The organism is Janthinobacterium sp. 61, from assembly GCF_002846335.1.
Lineage (GTDB): Bacteria > Pseudomonadota > Gammaproteobacteria > Burkholderiales > Burkholderiaceae_D > Janthinobacterium.
The window spans coordinates 4,498,990-4,515,913 of the sequence record NZ_PJMQ01000001.1; the positions used below are offsets into that span (position 1 = coordinate 4,498,990).

Sequence of the window (16,924 nt, forward strand, 5' to 3'; positions counted from 1 at the left end):
GCCGGCCAGAGCCCCCTAAGGCTCGAACCGGTCTACTTGTTCTTGTTGATCACGTCGATAAAGACGGCGGCCAGCAGCACCAGCCCCTTGATCACCTGCTGGTAGTCGATGCCGATGCCCATGATGGACATACCGTTGTTCATCACGCCCATGATGAAGGCGCCGATGACGGCCCCCATCACCTTGCCCACGCCACCCGAGGCCGAGGCGCCGCCGATGAAGCAGGCGGCGATCACGTCCAGCTCGAAACCCGTGCCTGCCTTCGGTGTGGCCGTGTTCAGGCGCGCTGCGAAGATCAGGCCCGCCAGCGCGGCCAGCATGCCCATGTTGACGAAAGTGTAGAAGCTGACCCGTTCCGTCTTGATGCCGGACAGGCGCGCCGCCTTTTCGTTGCCGCCCACGGCATATACGCGGCGGCCCAGCACGGTGCGGTTGGTAATGAAGGTGTAGGCGACGATGAGCAGGGACATCACGGCCAGCACGTTGGGGAAGCCGCGGTACGAAGCCAGAAGGTAGCTGAAATACACCATCACGGCGGCGAAGATGCCGTTTTTCAGCAGGAAGAAGGCGCGCGGCTCGTTCTCCATGCCGTGCCTGAGTTGCTTGGCGCGGCTGCGCAGCGAGGTGATGATCAGCGCCGCGGCGGCGATCACGCCCAGCAGCAGCGATAGGCCGCGCAGATTCTCTCCGCCGAACGGGTCGGGCAGGAAGCCCGAGCTGAGCATCTGGAAGCCTTCCGGGAAGGGACCGACCGACTGGCCAGCCAGCAGCGCCAGGGTCAGGCCCTTGAATACCAGCATGCCGGCCAGGGTGACGATGAAGGACGGGATTTTAAAGAAGGCGACAAAATATCCTTGCGCGCCGCCGATCACGGCGCCAGCCAGCAGACAGAGTATGCTGGCGGCGACAAAATTCATGTGGTAGTTGACGATCAGGACGGCCGCCAGCGCGCCGACGAAGCCGACCACCGAGCCAACGGACAAATCGATATGGCCGGCCACGATAACCATCAGCATGCCCAGCGCCATGATGACGATGTAGCTGTTTTGCAGCACCAGGTTGGTGAGATTGAGCGGCTGCATCAGGGTGCCGTCGGTCATGTACTGGAAAAAGCCCATGATGACGATCAGGGAGAGCAGCATGCCGTAGTCGCGCATATTGTTCTTCAAAAAACCAGCATAGCTCTTGCCGGCCGGCGCGGTGGTGGTGCCTGCCGCTGCCCCCGCTGTCAGTTTATTGTCCATTGTTTTCTCCGTGTGTAACGATTGCGCGCATGATTCGCTCCTGCGATGCTTCTGCTGCGCTGAGTTCTGCCGCAAAGCGGCCTTCGTTCATGACATAGATCCGGTCGCACATGCCCAGCAATTCCGGCATTTCCGAGGAAATCATGATGATGCATTTGCCTTCGGCAGCCAGCTCGCTGATGATGCTGTAGATCTCGTATTTGGCGCCCACGTCGATGCCGCGGCTCGGTTCATCGAGGATGAGGATGTCGGGACGCGAGAACAGCCACTTCGCCAGCACCACTTTCTGCTGGTTGCCGCCGGACAGGTTGACCACCTTTTGCAGGATGCTCGAGCAGCGGATTTTGAGCTTGCGGCGGAACTCGTCGGCCACGCCAAACTCGCGCGCCTCGTCGATGACCGTGCGCGTCGACACCGCGTCCAGGTTGGCCAGGCTGGTGTTTTTCTTGATGTCTTCCTCGAGGATCAGGCCCAGGCCCTTGCGGTCTTCCGTGACATACGCGAGGCCGTGGGCGATGGCCTTGCCGATGGTGCTGACGTCGATTTCCTGGCCATTCTTGAGCACCGTGCCGCTGATGCGCTGGCCGTAGGCGCGCCCGAAAATGCTCATCGCCAGTTCCGTGCGCCCGGATCCCATCAAGCCGGCGATGCCGATGATTTCCCCCTTTTTGGCATGCATGCTGATGCCCTTGATGACGGGGCGGTCGGCATGCTCGGGATGGAAGACGCGCCAGTCGCGCACTTCGAAAATGGTCTCGCCGATGGTGGGCGTGCGCGGGGGATAGCGGTCGGCCATCTCGCGCCCGACCATTTTTTCGATGATGCGGTCTTCGCTGACCGGTTCGACTCGGCAGTCGAAACTGTCGACCGTGTTCCCGTCGCGCAGCACCGTGATGGCATCGGCGACCCGTGAAATTTCATTGAGCTTGTGCGAAATCAGGATCGATGCGATGCCCTGGCGTTTCAGCTCCAGCAGCAAATCGAGCAGGGCCGCGCTGTCGCTTTCATTCAGGCTGGCAGTCGGTTCGTCGAGGATCAGGAGCTTGACGTCCTTGCACAGCGCCTTGGCGATTTCAATCAACTGCTGCTTGCCCACGCCCAGATTGGTGATCAGGGTGTCGGGCGACTCCTTCAGTCCGACCTTGCGCAACAGTTCGCGCGTCTTCGTTTGCGCGTATTCCCAGTCGATAACGCCCATGCGGGCCGGCTCGTTGCCGAGAAAGATATTCTCGGCAATCGATAGCAGGGGCACTAGCGCCAGTTCCTGGTGGATGATGATGATGCCGATTTCTTCGCTGTCCTTGATGCCGCGGAAGTGCCGCGTCTGGCCCAGGTAATCGATGTCGCCCGTATAGCTGCCATGGCCGTAGACGCCGCTCAGCACTTTCATCAGGGTCGATTTGCCGGCGCCGTTTTCGCCGACGATGGCGTGGATCTCGCCGCTGCGTACCCGCAGGTTGACATTGTCGAGCGCAACGACGCCCGGGAATGTTTTGCGTATCCCGCGCATTTCCAGGATAGTGTTCGTCATATAACCTCTCTGGCACGGCCGCACGTTTTCGGCATCGGTCGTGCGGCAGTCTTGTTCTGGATATTGCATGAAGCGAAAGACCCGGCAGCGCCGGGCCTTCAGTACCGTCGATGCTTATTTCACTTGCGCTTCCGTGTAGTAGCCGCTGCCGGTGACGAGCACCTGCTTCCAGTTCGCCTTGTCGACGGTGACGGGTTTGAGCAGGTACGATGGAACCACCTTGACGCCGTTGTTATAGGTCTTGGTATCGTTGACGGTCGGCGTCTTGCCGCCCATCATCGCGTCGACCATATTCGCCGTCACCTTGGCCAGTTCGCGCGTGTCCTTGAACACGGTCGACGCCTGTTCGCCCCGGATAATCGATTTTACCGACGGGATTTCCGCATCCTGGCCCGTCACGACGGGGAAGGGCTGTTTCGGCGTGCCGTAGCCGACCCCCTTGAGCGAGGACAGGATGCCGATGCTCAAGCCGTCATACGGCGACAGCACAGCATCGACACGCGCATTGCCATAGTAGGCGCTGAGCAGGTTATCCATGCGGGCCTGCGCCACGGCGCCATCCCAGCGCAGGGTGGCGACCTTTTCCATGCCCATCTGCTTCGAGCGCACCACCAGCTTGCCGCTGTCGATGTAGGGTTTCAGGACCGACAGCGCGCCGTTGTAGAAGAAGTGCGCATTGTTGTCGTCAGCCGAACCGCCGAACAGTTCGATATTGAACGGACCCTTGCCTTCCTTGAGTTTCAGCGCCGATTCGATATAGCCCGCTTGCAGCACGCCGACCTGGAAGTTGTCGAAGGTGGCGTAGTAATCGATGTTTTTCGTGCCGCGGATCAGACGGTCATATGAGATGACCTTGATGCCCTTGTCGGCCGCCTTTTGCAGCACGTTCGACAAGGTGGTACCGTCGATGGCGGCGATCACCAGCACCTTGGCGCCCTTGGTGATCATGTTTTCCACTTGCGCCAGCTGGTTCGGGATATCGTCGTCGGCAAACTGCAAGTCTGTCTTGTAGCCGCGCTCCTTGAATACCTTGACCATGTTGTCGCCGTCGGCGATCCAGCGCATGGACGACTTGGTCGGCATCGAGATGCCGATCGCGCCCTTGTCGGCGGCGCTTGCCACAGGCATTACTGCCATGCCGGAGATGGCCAGCGCCAGGCTCGCGGTCAGCATTTTCATTGTTGTTTTCATTTCAGGTCTCCACCGTCTTCGATAGTTGAATGTGCCAGGGCCGTCGTCCAGTGGGGCGGGCTCTGTGCGAATGGCCGATTGCAGGCCACGGCTGATACTAGTTTGTCCATCCATCCCTCACCAATCACTTTTTTCGCATTGGTGATATCCAAAACGATATCGATGAGCCAATTGATGCAATGCGCCATCAGCCCCTTCCCACCTGCTGACAGGGCGGAAACGGAGGCCGGCCGGCGGCTTTTTTTGGTGCGCCGCAATACCAATAATCATCATTCAATTTGGTGATTTTCGTAATTGCGGCGACACAGGGCGGCGCGCAGAATCGGTCCGAACTTGAAGAGCAGCCATCCCGTCATGAACTTTTGAAAGCTTGCCATGCAGCCGATTTCCCCCGCCTCCCTGTTGCCCGCCGACCTGGCGCAGGCCCTCCTCATCGGCCGCATCTGGCGTGACGGCCCTTGCATCGTCGCCGTGCGCGCCGGCGAAGTGGTCGATATCACGCGGACGGTGGCGACGGTGGCCGAGCTGTTCGAGCGCGGCGATGCGCTCGATATCGCCCGCCATGCGCCCGGTATTGCGCTCGGCCCAGTGCAGGCGCTGATGGCGCAGGCGCTGGCCGCGCCTGCCGGCGAGCCGCTGTTGCTGGCGCCGTGCGACCTGCAGGCCGTCAAGGCCTGCGGCGTGACCTTCGCCGTCAGCCTGCTGGAACGGGTGATCGAGGAACAGGCGGGGGGCGACGCGGCGCGCGCGGCGAGCCTGCGCGCCGCGCTGCAAACGACATTGGGCAGTGACTTGTCTGCATTAAAACCCGGCTCGGATGCGGCCCAGCGCCTGAAACAGCAGCTGCAGCAGCGCGGCGCCTGGTCGCAATACATGGAAGTGGGTATCGGCCCCGATGCGGAAGTGTTCACCAAGGCGCAGCCGATGTCGTCGGTGGGCTGCGGCGCGCAAGTGGGCTTGCTGCCATCGTCCGCCTGGAACAACCCCGAGCCGGAGATCGTCCTGGCCGTCAACAGCCGCGGCGAGGTGCTGGGGGCGAGCTTGGGCAACGACGTCAACCTGCGCGACATCGAAGGGCGCAGCGCCCTGTTGCTGGGCAAGGCCAAGGATAACAACGGCTCCTGCGCCATCGGCCCCTTCATCCGCCTGTTTGACGAGGGCTTTACGCTCGATACCGTGCGCCAGGCGGAAGTGTCGCTGCTGATCGAGGGCGCGGACGACGGCTTTGTGCTCGAAGGCGCCAGTTTCATGCGCGAGATCAGCCGCGACCCGCTCGACCTGGTACGCCAGACAGCAGGCCAGTACCACCAGTATCCGGACGGTTTCATGCTGTTCCTGGGGACCATGTTCTCGCCCGTGAAAGACCGCGGTGCGCGGGGCGGCGGCTTTACGCATCACCTGGGCGACCGCGTCACCATCGCCAGCGCCGCGCTGGGCGCGCTGGTCAACGAAGTGCAGCGCTGCGATGCGATCCTTCCCTGGACGTTTGGCGTGCGCGCGCTGTACCAGAACCTGGCCCAACGCGGCTTGCTTTGATCCGTTTTTTTTAAGAGAGAGACACCATGCAGCACGCAATCTATCCCAGCCTGGCCGGCAAGCACGTCGTCATCACGGGCGGCGGCACCGGTATCGGCGTGGCCATCGTCGAAGCGTTCGCGCGCCAGGGCGCCCACGTCACCTTTCTCGACATCGCCCGTGCAGCGTCGCTGGCGCTGCAAGAGAAGCTCGCCCACTTGCCGCAGCCGCCCGTTTTCCGCTATTGCGACCTGACCGACCTGGGTGCCCTGGCCGCCACTTTCGCCGAGATCGAACACAGCGCGGGCGCCACGGATATCCTCATCAACAACGCAGCCAATGACGACCGCCACCAGCTGCAGGATGTCACGCCCGCCTACTGGGACGAGCGCATCGCTGTCAACCTGCGCCACCAGTATTTCTGCGCCCAGGCAGTGGCGCCGGCCATGCGCGCCAAGGGCAGTGGTGTAATCCTCAACCTGGGCTCGATTTCCTGGCACCTGGCGCAAGCGAACCTGTCAATCTACATGACGGCGAAAGCCGGGATCGAGGGCCTGACGCGCGGCCTGGCGCGCGACCTGGGCGTGCATGGCATCCGCGTCAACTGCATCATTCCCGGCGCCGTGCGTACGCCGCGCCAGGAAAAACTGTGGCATACGCCGGAAGCGGAAGCCGTGATCCTGCAGGGACAATGCCTGCAGTTGCGCGTGGAGCCGGAGGACGTGGCGGCGCTGGCATTGTTTCTGGCGTCGGACAACGCGGCCAAGTGCGCCGGACGCGAATACTATGTCGACGCTGGCTGGTACGGCGCATGAACATTCCAGCCCAACGCCAGGCGCGGCGCTTCCGCTCGCAGGACTGGTTCGACAATCCCGACCACATCGACATGACGGCGCTGTACCTGGAGCGCTTCATGAACTACGGGATCACGGCCGAGGAGCTGCGTTCGGGCCGGCCCATCATCGGCATTGCGCAAAGCGGCAGCGACATCAGTCCCTGCAACCGCATCCACCTGGAACTGGCGCAGCGCGTGCGCGACGGCATCCGCGACGCCGGCGGCATCCCGATGGAATTTCCGCTGCACCCGATCTTCGAGAACTGCCGCCGTCCTACGGCCGCGCTGGACCGCAACCTGGCGTATCTGGGCCTGGTGGAAATCCTGCATGGCTACCCGATCGACGCCGTGGTGCTGACCACCGGCTGCGACAAGACCACGCCGGCCCAGCTGATGGCTGCCGCCACGGTCGATATTCCCGCCATCGTGCTGTCGGGCGGTCCCATGCTCGATGGCTGGATGGACGGTGAACTGGTGGGTTCCGGAGCCGCCATCTGGAAGGGCCGCCGCCAGCTGTCTGCCGGCTTGATCGACAACGACAAATTCCTGCAAATCGCCGCTGCCTCGGCGCCGTCGGCCGGCCACTGCAACACCATGGGCACGGCATCGACCATGAATGCGCTGGCCGAGGCGCTGGGCATGTCGCTGACTGGCTGCTCGGCCATTCCCGCGCCGTACCGCGAACGGGGCCAGATCGCCTACGAAACGGGGCGGCGCATCGTCGACCTGGCGTTCGAGGACGTGCGTCCGTCGAGCATCCTCACACGCGAAGCGTTCCTGGACGCCATCATCGTCAACGCGGCCATCGGCGGCTCCACCAATGCCCAGCCGCATCTGATGGCCATGGCCCGCCATGCGGGCGTGGAACTGCACTCGAGCGACTGGATGGAGCACGGCTACGACGTGCCCCTGCTCCTCAACATGCAGCCGGCCGGAAAATACCTGGGCGAGCGCTTCCACCGCGCCGGCGGCGTGCCTGCCGTGATGTGGGAGTTGCAGCAGGCGGGCTTGCTGCACACGCAGCGGCCCACCGTCACGGGCCAGAGCATGGCGGTGAACCTGGCCGGGCGCGAGAGCGCGGACCGCGAGATGATTCGTCCGTTTGCCGCGCCATTGAAGGAAAAGGCCGGTTTCATGGCCTTGCAGGGCAATCTGTTCGACTTCGCCATCATGAAGACCAGCGTGATTTCGCCCGCTTTCCGCGAGCGATACCTGTCGCGTTCCGGCAGCGAAGGTGTGTTCGAGGCGCGCGCCATCGTCTTTGACGGTTCAAACGACTACCACGCGCGCATCAACGACCCGGCATTGGCCATCGACGACAGCTGCATGCTGGTCATGCGCGGCGCCGGCCCCGTGGGCTGGCCCGGTTCGGCCGAAGTGGTCAACATGCAGCCGCCCGATGCCTTGCTCAAGGCGGGCATCCTGAACTTGCCAACCCTGGGCGACGGGCGCCAGTCGGGCACGTCGGACAGCCCTTCGATCCTGAACGCGTCGCCGGAAAGCGCGGTCGGTGGCGGCCTGGCGCTGCTGCGCACGGGCGACATCATCCGCGTGGACCTGAACGCGGGCCGCTGCGACATGCTGGTCGATGCCTTAGAGCTGGCGCGCCGCGCACAGGAACTGCCGCCGCCCGTCAACGACAGCGCCACGCCGTGGCAGGAGATCTACCGCGCCAGCGTGGGCCAGCTGGAAACGGGCGCCTGCATGGAGCTGGCGCTGAAATACCGTGCCGTGGGCCAGACCCTGCCGCGCCACAACCATTAGTAGCACGTAGGTCGGGTTAGCCGTTACGGCGCAACCCGACGTGATTGTAGAAGTACCCCGCAGTGAAAAAACGTTGTTAATAAAATCCACAAGGAGACACACAATGAACAAGATCATCAGTGCAGCCATCATGACCGCCATGCTGGCATTGACCAGCAGCGCCGCCCTGGCCGATGCGAAAAACCCGAAGATCGGTTTTTCCATCGACGATTTGCGCGTGGAACGCTGGACGCGCGACCGCGATTTCTTCATCGCCGCCGCCGAAAAGCAGGGCGCCAAGGTCTTCGTGCAATCGGCCGACGCCAGCGAGCAGCGCCAGATTTCGCAGATCGAGAACCTGATCTCGCGCGGCGTGGACGTGCTGGTGATCGTGCCGTTCAACGCCACAGTCCTCAACAACACCGTCAAGGAGGCGAAAAAGGCCGGCATCAAGGTGCTGTCGTATGACCGCCTGATCCTGAACGCCGATATCGATGCGTATATCTCGTTCGACAACGAGAAAGTGGGCGAAATGCAGGCCGAAGGCGTGACCAAGCTGCAGCCGAAGGGCAATTACTACCTGCTGGGCGGCTCGCCGACCGACAACAACGCCAAGATGCTGCGCGAAGGCCAGATGAAGGTACTGAAACCGTTCATCGACAAGGGTGACATCAAGATCGTTGGCCAGCAGTGGGTGAAGGACTGGAGCGCCACCGAAGCGCTGTCCATCGTGGAAAACGCGCTGACGGCCAACGGCAACAAGATCGACGCCATCGTCGCCTCGAACGACGGCACGGCCGGCGGCGCCATCCAGGCGCTGGCCGCGCAAAAGCTGGCCGGCAAGGTGCCGGTCTCGGGCCAGGACGCCGATCTGGCGGCGGTGAAACGCGTGATCGCCGGCACGCAATCGATGACCGTCTACAAACCGTTGAAAACGATCGCTTCGGAAGCGGCCAAGCTGGCCATCCAGCTGGCGCGCAATGAAAAGCCGGCCTACAACTCCAGCTATGACAACGGTTTGAAAAAGGTCAGCACCGTGCTGCTCAAACCGACGCCCTTGACCAAGGCGAATGTGAACATTCTCGTCGATGACGGCTTCTATACCAAGGCGCAGCTGGGTAATTGATCACCCGCTTGATGTCGGCTTACGCGCTGCGCGCTAAGCCGACCTACGATTGCCCGCATCGGCCGTTATCCGACAATCGCCGGCTCCGGAAACGCCGGTTGTGGTGTCGGCCGTCCGCATCGATCGTAGGTCGGATTAGCGACGCCTTGGCGTCGCGTAATCCGACATTTCCCCCCCGTATCCGCAACGAGAGTGAGCATGTCCGACTATCTGCTTAAAATGAAAGGCATCGTCAAACAGTTTGGCGGTGTCCGCGCGCTTGACGGCATCGACCTGCAGGTGCGGGCCGGCGAGTGCATCGGCTTGTGCGGCGAGAATGGCGCAGGCAAGTCAACCCTGATGAAGGTGCTGTCCGGCGTCTACCCGCACGGCACCTGGGATGGTGACATCCTGTGGGATGGCCAGCCTTTGCGCGCGCAATCGATCCGCGACACGGAAGACGCGGGCATCATCATCATCCACCAGGAACTGATGCTGGTGCCGCAGCTGTCCGTGGCCGAGAATATCTTCATGGGCCGCGAGCTCACCCTGCCGGGCGGGCGCATGCATTATGCGGCCATGTACAAGCGCGCCGACGAGCTGCTGCGCGAACTGAAAATTCCCGAACTGAACGTGGCGCAGCCCGTGATGAACTACGGCGGTGGCCACCAGCAACTGGTGGAAATCGCCAAGGCGCTGAACAAGAATGCGCGCTTGCTGATTCTCGACGAGCCGTCGTCGTCGCTGACGGCGTCGGAAATCGCCGTGCTGCTCGATATCCTGCGTGCTCTGAAAGCCAAGGGCGTCACCTGCATCTACATTTCGCACAAGCTCGATGAAGTGGCGGCCATCTGCGACACCATCGTCGTCATCCGCGACGGCAAGCATATCGCCACCACGCCGATGGCGCAGATGAATGTGGAACGCATCATCGCGCAGATGGTGGGCCGCGAAATGAACCAGCTGTATCCGCAGCGCACAAAAAAAGATGCGATCGGCGAGGTGCTGTTCGAGGCACGCCACGTGAGCTGCATCGACGCCGACAATCCGCAGCGCAAGCGCGTCGACGACGTCTCGTTCACCCTGCGCAAAGGCGAGATCCTCGGCATCGCCGGTCTCGTCGGGGCGGGGCGCACGGAGCTGGTCTCGGCCCTGTTCGGCGCCTATCAGGGGCCGTGCCAGGCCGAAGTCTGGCTCGATGGCCGCAAGATCGATACCCGCTCGCCGCAAAAGGCGATTGCCATGGGCCTGGCCATGGTGCCGGAAGACCGCAAGCATCACGGCATCGTGCCCGATCTCGACGTGGGGCAGAACATCACCCTGGCCGTGCTGGAGCAATTCGCGCGCGCCACGCGCATCGATGGAGAGGCTGAATTGAAGGCCGTGCGCGGCGAGATCGCCCAGCTCGAACTGAAGGCGGCCAGCCCGTCGCTGCCCATTACGAGCTTGTCGGGCGGCAACCAGCAAAAAGCCGTGCTGGCGAAGATGCTGCTGACGCGCCCGCGCGTGCTGATCCTCGACGAGCCCACGCGCGGCGTCGATGTGGGCGCCAAATATGAAATCTACAAATTGATGCTGGCGCTGGCCGACCAGGGCGTGGCCATCATCATGGTCTCGTCGGAACTGGCAGAAGTGCTGGGCGTGTCCGACCGCGTGCTGGTGATGGGCGAGGGCCGCCTGCGCGGCGACTTTATCAACGATGGCCTGAGCCAGGAAACCGTGCTGGCGGCGGCGCTGGACCAGCGCCCGGTGCCAGCCGCCCATACCGACAACAAGGAACCCGCAGCATGAAACCGCACAGTATCAAACAGCTGTTCACCCAATACAAGATGCTGGCCCTGCTGATCGCGGTCGCCTTGATCTGGGCCTTCTTTTCGTGGAAGACGCAGGGCAGTTTCCTCACACCGCGCAACCTGTCGAACCTGCTGCGCCAGATGTCCGTCACCGGCATCCTCGCCTGCGGCATGGTGCTGGTGATTATCGCCGGCGAGATAGACCTGTCGATCGGCTCCCTGCTGGGCCTATTAGGCGGTATCGCCGCCGTGCTGGATGTGACGCAGCACTGGCCGCTGGCGCTGAACCTGGCGGCAGTACTCGGCTGCGGCCTGGTGATAGGTTTGCTCAATGGCTACCTGACGGCGTACCGGGGCATCCCCTCCTTTATTGTCGGACTGGGCGGCATGCTGGCGTATCGCGGCATCCTGTTGGGCATCACGGGCGGTATCACGATCGCGCCCGTCTCCGAGCCTATGGTCTACCTGGGGCAAGGCTACCTGCCCGCGATGCCCGGCATTGCGCTGGGCATCGGCCTGTTCCTGCTGGCCGCCTTCCTGACGTGGCGCGCGCGCGCCAGCCGCGCGCAGCATGGCTTGCCACAGACGGCGCCCTGGGCCGATGGCTTGCGCCTGGCCGTCATCGGCGCCGTGCTGTATGCCTTCGTGCAAACCCTGAACGGTTATGAAGGCATCCCGCTGCCCGTGCTGTTGCTGCTGGCCTTGCTGGGACTGTTCAGCTACATCACCAGCCAGACCGTGTTTGGCCGCCGCATCTACGCCGTGGGCAGCAATATGGAGGCGACGCGTTTGTCCGGCATCAACGTGAAAGCCGTCAAGCTGTGGATCTTCGGCATCATGGGCCTGATGTGCGCGCTGGCTGGCCTGATCAACACGGGCCGGCTGGCGGCCGGGTCGCCGTCAGCCGGCACCTTCAGCGAACTCGATGCCATCGCCGCCTGCTTCATCGGCGGCACTTCGATGCGCGGCGGCTCGGGCACGGTGTATGGCGCCTTGATCGGCGCGCTGGTGATGGCCAGCCTGGATAACGGCATGTCCATGCTGGACGTCGACACTTACTGGCAGATGATCGTGAAAGGCAGTATCCTCACCCTCGCCGTGTGGGTCGATGTCAGCACGCGGGCAGGGCGCAGATAGCCGTGAAAAAATCTGGCACGGGAGGAGACACCATGAAGATGCCGACCGCGCACCGGATCGCGCTGCTGTTTAACGGGAATAAGATCTACGACCGCGACATCATCGCGGGCATCGCCGCCTACCTGAATACCACGCGCGTGTCGTGGGACCTGTTCCTGGAAGAGGATTTTCGCTGCCGCCTGCCCGGCATCGAACGCTGGCAAGGCGACGGCATCATCGCCGATTTCGATGATCCCGCCGTCTGCGCTGCGCTGGCCCACAGCCGTCTGCCCGTGGTGGCCGTTGGCGGCTCGTATGCGCGCACGGACGATTACCCGGCCGGCATTCCGTATGTGGCAACCGATAATTTCAAGATCGTCAAGCTGGCCTATGAGCACCTGGTGGAAGCGGGCCTGACGCGCTTTGCCTGTTTCAGCCTGCCCGAGGCGGACGTCAACCGCTGGGCGCAGGAGCGCGAAACGGCTTTTTGCGCATTGATGGAGCGCGACCACATGCGCGCCGACGTGTACCGGGGCGTCGCCACCAGCGCGCCCGCGTGGGATGAAGCGGTGGAGCAGCAGATCGCCTGGCTCAACAGCCTGGAAAAACCCGTCGGCATCATCGCCGTCAGCGACGCGCGCGCGCGCCAGCTGCTGCAAGCCTGCATGCATGCGGGCATCGCCGTGCCGGAGCAAGTGGCCCTGATCGGCATCGACAACGATCCGCTGGCGCGCATGCTCACGCGCATTCCGCTCAGTTCCGTGATCCAGGGAACGGAGGAAATGGGCCGCACGGCGGCGCATTTGCTGCACCAGATGCTGAATGGCGCGCGCCTGTCCGGCACGCGCATCCTGGTACCGCCGGCCGGCCTGAACGTGCTTGCCTCCACCCGCCACCAGCCCTTCCAGCATCCGCAGGTGATGCAGGCGCGCCACTTCATCCGCCAGTATGCGTGCCAGGGCATCAAGACGGAGCAGGTGGCCGATTACGTGGGGGTGTCGAGGTCTTCGCTCGAATCGCACTTTCGCCATGAGCTGGGGCGCAGCGTGCACGACGAGATCCTGCATTTCAAGCTCGATGCGGCCAAGACCCTGCTGGCGCGCGGGCCGGGGCAGGTGGCCGAGGTGGCTGTGCGTTGCGGCTTTACCACGGTGCAGTACATGCATGCCGTCTTCAAGCGCGAACTCGGTTGCACGCCGCGCGAATTCCAGCAACGCAGCCGGCCACCTCCAGCCCCCGGACAGGCGCCATGATGCATCTGCTGCGCAATGCGCGCGGCATGCGCGTGGCCATCGACGCGCACGATGCCAGTGTGCGGGCCTGGTGGGCGCCCGACCGCTATGGCCGCCTGGCCGATGTGCTTGGAGCGGTGCCCCCTGCGGGGCGTGCTTCCACGGGCTGGCAGTGTGCATCGCCGGACGACGGCCACTTGCTGTTGCGCCTGGCACAAGACGGCCTGTCGGTGCACCTGGCTTACCGGCTCGACGACGATGGCAGCCTGCACCTCGATTGCACTGCCACGGCCGATACTGTTTCCCGTTTTGCGCTTGCTGCGCCCCTGTTCAATCTGCAGGGCCGCCGTGCCAGCGTGGGCGACCATGTGCTGCGCCTGGCCGCCGATCGCTACTGGCCCGGCGGCGGCGCGGGCGGCGCTCCTCTCGATGTGGCCGGCAGCGCGTTTGACTTCCGCCAGCCGGCGCCGCTCGCTTCGCGCCTGGCCTGGCCCGCGCTGGTGCACTTGCCGGGATTCCGGCATGACTTTTACTGGACGGGCTGCGGCCAGCTGCGCGAAGCGGCGCGGGTTGCCGACCCCGCTTCCGGCCGGGTCTTGCGTTTTTCCAGTACCCAGGAGAGCTGCCGTCTGTACTCCGATGCGCGCTGTTTTTCCCTGCTGGCGCAGGGCGTGCAATTGCAGCCGGGACAGGTGAAGCAGTTCAAGCTCGCCTACCGATTGGGCGTGCAGGATATCGACGCGTTTGACATATCAGAACCGGTATCAATGATGTCAAATAAGTGATTGGTCAGATATGCGTGGCAGTTCTACCATGGGGTGGTTTTTCCCTCATTTATTTTTGCCCTTACCAACGCTGCGAACCTGCCCATGAACATACTCACCATCGATGCCGGCACCACCAATACGCGTACCTTGCTGTGGCGCGCGGGCGCCGTCGTCGCCCAGGCGCAGCTGGAAACGGGCGTGCGCAATACCGCCATCGACGGCCATAACGGCGCGCTGAAACAGGCGCTGCGCGACACCATCGCCAGCGTGCTGGCCAGCGCGGGCATTGCGCCGTCCGAGGTTGACCTGGCGCTGGCCTCGGGCATGATCACCTCACCCATGGGGGTGAAGGAAGTGCCGCATTTGCCGGCGCCCGCCGGCCTGGCCCAGCTGGCGCAAGGCATGCTGGCGGTGGACTTGCCCGACGTGCTGGCGCAGCCCCTGTGGCTGATCCCCGGCGTGCGCAACCAGCATGGCGCCGTCGGCCTGCATAACGTCGAAGCGATGGACATGATGCGCGGCGAAGAGACGGAAGTTATCGCGCTGCTCGAGCGCCTGCAACTGCGGGGCGCGGCGACCCTGATCATGCCCGGTTCGCATACCAAATTGATCAGCGTGGACGAGCAGCGCCGCATCCTCGGCTGCAGCACCACCATCGCTGGCGAGCTGCTGCAGGCAATCACGCAGCACACGCTGATCAAGCAATCGGTCGATGGCGGTTTTGCCCAGACCCTGGTGCCGAAAATGCTGCTGGCCGGCGCGGCTGCGGCGCAAAAAACAGGGCTGGCGCGCGCCTGCTTCAGCGTGCGCACCCTGGGCCAGTTCAGCGCCGTCGAATGCAATGAGCGGGCCAATTTTTTGATGGGCGCCGTCCTCAGCGGCGACTTGCTGGCACTGCGCAACAGTACCGCCATCCAGATGCGGCCCGATACACCGCTCGTCATTACCGGCAAGCCCATGTTGCGCCAGGCGCTCGGGCTGCTGATCGAAGAACACGGATTTTTTTATGGCAAGCGCATCATCGTCGACGACCAGCAGCAGGATTATCTGGCCGGTCACGGTGCGCTGCTGATCGCCGCCGCGCGCGGCTTGATTTCCCCGCAGGAGACAGTATGAGTGACAACAAGAACAAGCGTCCCTTGCGTTCGCAAGCGTGGTTTGGCGGCGACGACAAGGACAGTTTTATTCACCGCAGCTGGATGAAGAACCAGGGCTATCCCAGTGACGCTTTCGATGGCCGTCCCGTCATCGGCATTTGCAATACCTGGTCCGAGCTGACACCTTGCAATGGCCATTTCCGCGACCTGGCCGAGATGGTCAAGCGCGGCGTGCTCGAAGCGGGCGGCTTTCCCGTCGAATTCCCCGTGATGTCGCTGGGCGAGACGAATCTGCGCCCGACGGCCATGCTGTTTCGTAACCTGGCCAGCATGGATGTCGAGGAATCGATACGCGCCAACCCGATCGACGGCGTGGTGCTGCTGACGGGCTGCGACAAGACCACCCCGGCCTTGCTGATGGGCGCGGCCAGCGTGGACTTGCCCACCATCGTGCTGTCGGGCGGCCCCATGTTGAACGGCAATTACCGCGGAAAACCGATCGGCTCGGGCACGGATGTGTGGAAGTTTTCCGAAGACGTGCGCGCCGGGCGCATGACATCAAACGAATTCAAGCAGGCCGAATCGTGCATGTCGCGCTCCGCCGGCCACTGCATGACCATGGGCACGGCGTCCACCATGGCCAGCATGGTCGAGGCGCTGGGCGTGACCTTGCCCGGCAACGCCGCCATCCCCGCCGTCGATGCGCGCCGCAAGCTGCAGGCGCAGCTGACGGGGCGGCGCATCGTCGACATGGTGCATGAAGACCTGAAACTGTCGCAGATCCTCACGCGCGACGCGTTTGAAAACGCCATCATGGTCAACGGCGCCATCGGCGGCTCTACCAATGCCGTGATCCACCTGCTGGCCATTGCCGGGCGCATCGGCGTGGACATGCGCCTTGGCGACTGGGACCGCCTGGGCCGCGACATTCCTTGTTTGCTGAACCTGATGCCGTCGGGCCAGTACCTGATGGAAGATTTTTACTATGCGGGCGGCCTGCCGGTGATCATCCGCGACCTGCTGGGCAAATTGCATGGCGAGGCGCTTACCGTCACGGGCGCCAGCATGGCCGTCAACGTGGCCGAAGCGGAAAATTTCAATCCCGAAGTGATCACACCGCTGGCGCAGCCTTTCAAGGACGAGGGCGGCATCGCCGTCCTGCATGGCAACCTGGCCCCGCGCGGCGCCGTCATCAAGCCGTCCGCCGCCTCGCCGGAACTGATGCAGCACCGTGGCCGCGCCGTCGTCTTCAACAGCATCGAGCATTACAAAAAGCGCGTCGACGATCCTGCGCTCGATATCGATGCCAGCTGCGTGATGGTGCTGCAGAATTGCGGCCCGCAGGGCTATCCGGGCATGGCTGAAGTGGGCAATATGGGACTGCCGAAAAAACTGCTGGAGCAGGGTGTCCGCGACATGGTGCGCATTTCGGACGCGCGCATGAGCGGTACTGCCTACGGTACGGTGGTACTGCACGTGGCGCCGGAAGCGGCCGTGGGCGGCCCGCTGGCACTGGTGCGCGATGGCGACATGATTGAACTGGACGTGGCGGGACGGCGTTTGCACCTGGACGTCGACGAGGCCGAGCTGGCGCGCCGGCGTGCAGAATGGAGCGCACCTCAGCCGGCCATGAAGGGCGGCTACCAGGCTATGTACATCAAGCACGTGACGCAGGCCGACGAAGGCGCGGACCTCGACTTCCTCGTTGGTTGCCGCGGTTCTGCCGTGCCGCGTGAGTCACATTGAAAGAAGGAG

13 protein-coding genes are annotated in these 16,924 nt (G+C 63.4%); 10 read left to right on the plus strand and 3 right to left on the minus strand.

Translation table 11 applies throughout. The features are described from left to right. Positions 1-32: 32 nt before the first annotated feature. From mmsB to chvE, 3 genes are all read right to left on the minus strand, one after another. Positions 33-1,244 carry a multiple monosaccharide ABC transporter permease gene (gene mmsB / locus CLU92_RS20365; protein WP_101483372.1) on the minus strand — a complete coding sequence of 404 codons (1,212 nt, stop codon included), beginning with the start codon at positions 1,242-1,244 and terminating at the stop codon, positions 33-35. Next, positions 1,234-2,775 (minus strand): multiple monosaccharide ABC transporter ATP-binding protein, encoded by a 1,542-nt coding sequence (gene mmsA, locus CLU92_RS20370; RefSeq protein ID WP_101484798.1) that lies wholly within the window; start codon positions 2,773-2,775, stop codon positions 1,234-1,236. The genes mmsB and mmsA overlap by 11 nt, the downstream gene beginning before the upstream one ends. Positions 2,776-2,889: 114 nt before the next feature. Continuing rightward, a complete protein-coding gene (chvE, locus tag CLU92_RS20375) occupies positions 2,890-3,912 on the minus strand; it encodes a multiple monosaccharide ABC transporter substrate-binding protein (protein WP_243858246.1) in 1,023 nt (340 codons plus the stop codon). A gap of 429 nt (positions 3,913-4,341) precedes the next feature. Here chvE and CLU92_RS20380 point away from each other — a divergent pair, with 429 nt between their 5' ends. From CLU92_RS20380 to araD, 10 genes are all read left to right on the plus strand, one after another. Further along, complete coding sequence (locus CLU92_RS20380; RefSeq protein ID WP_101483374.1) at positions 4,342-5,502, plus strand: fumarylacetoacetate hydrolase family protein; 1,161 nt, start codon at positions 4,342-4,344, stop codon at positions 5,500-5,502. 26 nt (positions 5,503-5,528) lie between these two features. Then, positions 5,529-6,296, plus strand: a complete 768-nt coding sequence (locus CLU92_RS20385) for an SDR family NAD(P)-dependent oxidoreductase (protein WP_101483375.1) — start codon at positions 5,529-5,531, stop codon at positions 6,294-6,296. Next, the gene (locus CLU92_RS20390) at positions 6,293-8,080 is read left to right on the plus strand and encodes an IlvD/Edd family dehydratase (RefSeq protein WP_101483376.1); all 1,788 of its coding nucleotides are present in this window, start codon (positions 6,293-6,295) and stop codon (positions 8,078-8,080) included. The genes CLU92_RS20385 and CLU92_RS20390 overlap by 4 nt, the downstream gene beginning before the upstream one ends. Positions 8,081-8,210: 130 nt before the next feature. After that, complete coding sequence (gene xylF, locus CLU92_RS20395) at positions 8,211-9,185, plus strand: D-xylose ABC transporter substrate-binding protein (RefSeq protein WP_101484799.1); 975 nt, start codon at positions 8,211-8,213, stop codon at positions 9,183-9,185. Between the two features lie 198 nt (positions 9,186-9,383). Next, positions 9,384-10,955, plus strand: coding sequence for a D-xylose ABC transporter ATP-binding protein (xylG, locus tag CLU92_RS20400; RefSeq protein WP_101483377.1), 1,572 nt, complete (start codon positions 9,384-9,386; stop codon positions 10,953-10,955). Further along, positions 10,952-12,094 carry a sugar ABC transporter permease gene (locus CLU92_RS20405; RefSeq protein ID WP_101483378.1) on the plus strand — a complete coding sequence of 381 codons (1,143 nt, stop codon included), beginning with the start codon at positions 10,952-10,954 and terminating at the stop codon, positions 12,092-12,094. The genes xylG and CLU92_RS20405 overlap by 4 nt, the downstream gene beginning before the upstream one ends. A gap of 32 nt (positions 12,095-12,126) precedes the next feature. Continuing rightward, complete coding sequence (locus CLU92_RS20410; protein ID WP_101483379.1) at positions 12,127-13,326, plus strand: DNA-binding transcriptional regulator; 1,200 nt, start codon at positions 12,127-12,129, stop codon at positions 13,324-13,326. Continuing rightward, the gene (locus CLU92_RS20415) at positions 13,323-14,090 is read left to right on the plus strand and encodes a hypothetical protein (protein ID WP_101483380.1); all 768 of its coding nucleotides are present in this window, start codon (positions 13,323-13,325) and stop codon (positions 14,088-14,090) included. The genes CLU92_RS20410 and CLU92_RS20415 overlap by 4 nt, the downstream gene beginning before the upstream one ends. 84 nt (positions 14,091-14,174) lie before the next feature. Further along, entirely contained in the window at positions 14,175-15,188 is a 1,014-nt protein-coding gene (locus tag CLU92_RS20420; protein ID WP_101483381.1) for a 2-dehydro-3-deoxygalactonokinase, read from the plus strand. Continuing rightward, positions 15,185-16,915, plus strand: a complete 1,731-nt coding sequence (gene araD / locus CLU92_RS20425; protein WP_101483382.1) for an L-arabinonate dehydratase — start codon at positions 15,185-15,187, stop codon at positions 16,913-16,915. The genes CLU92_RS20420 and araD overlap by 4 nt, the downstream gene beginning before the upstream one ends. Positions 16,916-16,924: the final 9 nt, after the last annotated feature.

Excerpts from the sequence above, each read along its gene's own strand:
- xylF (WP_101484799.1), top strand. The coding sequence starts at position 8,211 with ATGACCGCCATGCTGGCATTGACCAGCAGCGCCGCCCTGGCCGATGCG.
- CLU92_RS20410 (WP_101483379.1), top strand. The coding sequence starts at position 12,127 with ATGAAGATGCCGACCGCGCACCGGATCGCGCTGCTGTTTAACGGGAAT.
- mmsA (WP_101484798.1), bottom strand. The coding sequence starts at position 2,775 with ATGACGAACACTATCCTGGAAATGCGCGGGATACGCAAAACATTCCCG.
- araD (WP_101483382.1), top strand. The coding sequence starts at position 15,185 with ATGAGTGACAACAAGAACAAGCGTCCCTTGCGTTCGCAAGCGTGGTTT.
- CLU92_RS20390 (WP_101483376.1), top strand. The coding sequence starts at position 6,293 with ATGAACATTCCAGCCCAACGCCAGGCGCGGCGCTTCCGCTCGCAGGAC.
- CLU92_RS20405 (WP_101483378.1), top strand. The coding sequence starts at position 10,952 with ATGAAACCGCACAGTATCAAACAGCTGTTCACCCAATACAAGATGCTG.
- mmsB (WP_101483372.1), bottom strand. The coding sequence starts at position 1,244 with ATGGACAATAAACTGACAGCGGGGGCAGCGGCAGGCACCACCACCGCG.
- CLU92_RS20415 (WP_101483380.1), top strand. The coding sequence starts at position 13,323 with ATGATGCATCTGCTGCGCAATGCGCGCGGCATGCGCGTGGCCATCGAC.
- xylG (WP_101483377.1), top strand. The coding sequence starts at position 9,384 with ATGTCCGACTATCTGCTTAAAATGAAAGGCATCGTCAAACAGTTTGGC.
- chvE (WP_243858246.1), bottom strand. The coding sequence starts at position 3,912 with ATGGCAGTAATGCCTGTGGCAAGCGCCGCCGACAAGGGCGCGATCGGC.
- CLU92_RS20380 (WP_101483374.1), top strand. The coding sequence starts at position 4,342 with ATGCAGCCGATTTCCCCCGCCTCCCTGTTGCCCGCCGACCTGGCGCAG.
- CLU92_RS20420 (WP_101483381.1), top strand. The coding sequence starts at position 14,175 with ATGAACATACTCACCATCGATGCCGGCACCACCAATACGCGTACCTTG.
- CLU92_RS20385 (WP_101483375.1), top strand. The coding sequence starts at position 5,529 with ATGCAGCACGCAATCTATCCCAGCCTGGCCGGCAAGCACGTCGTCATC.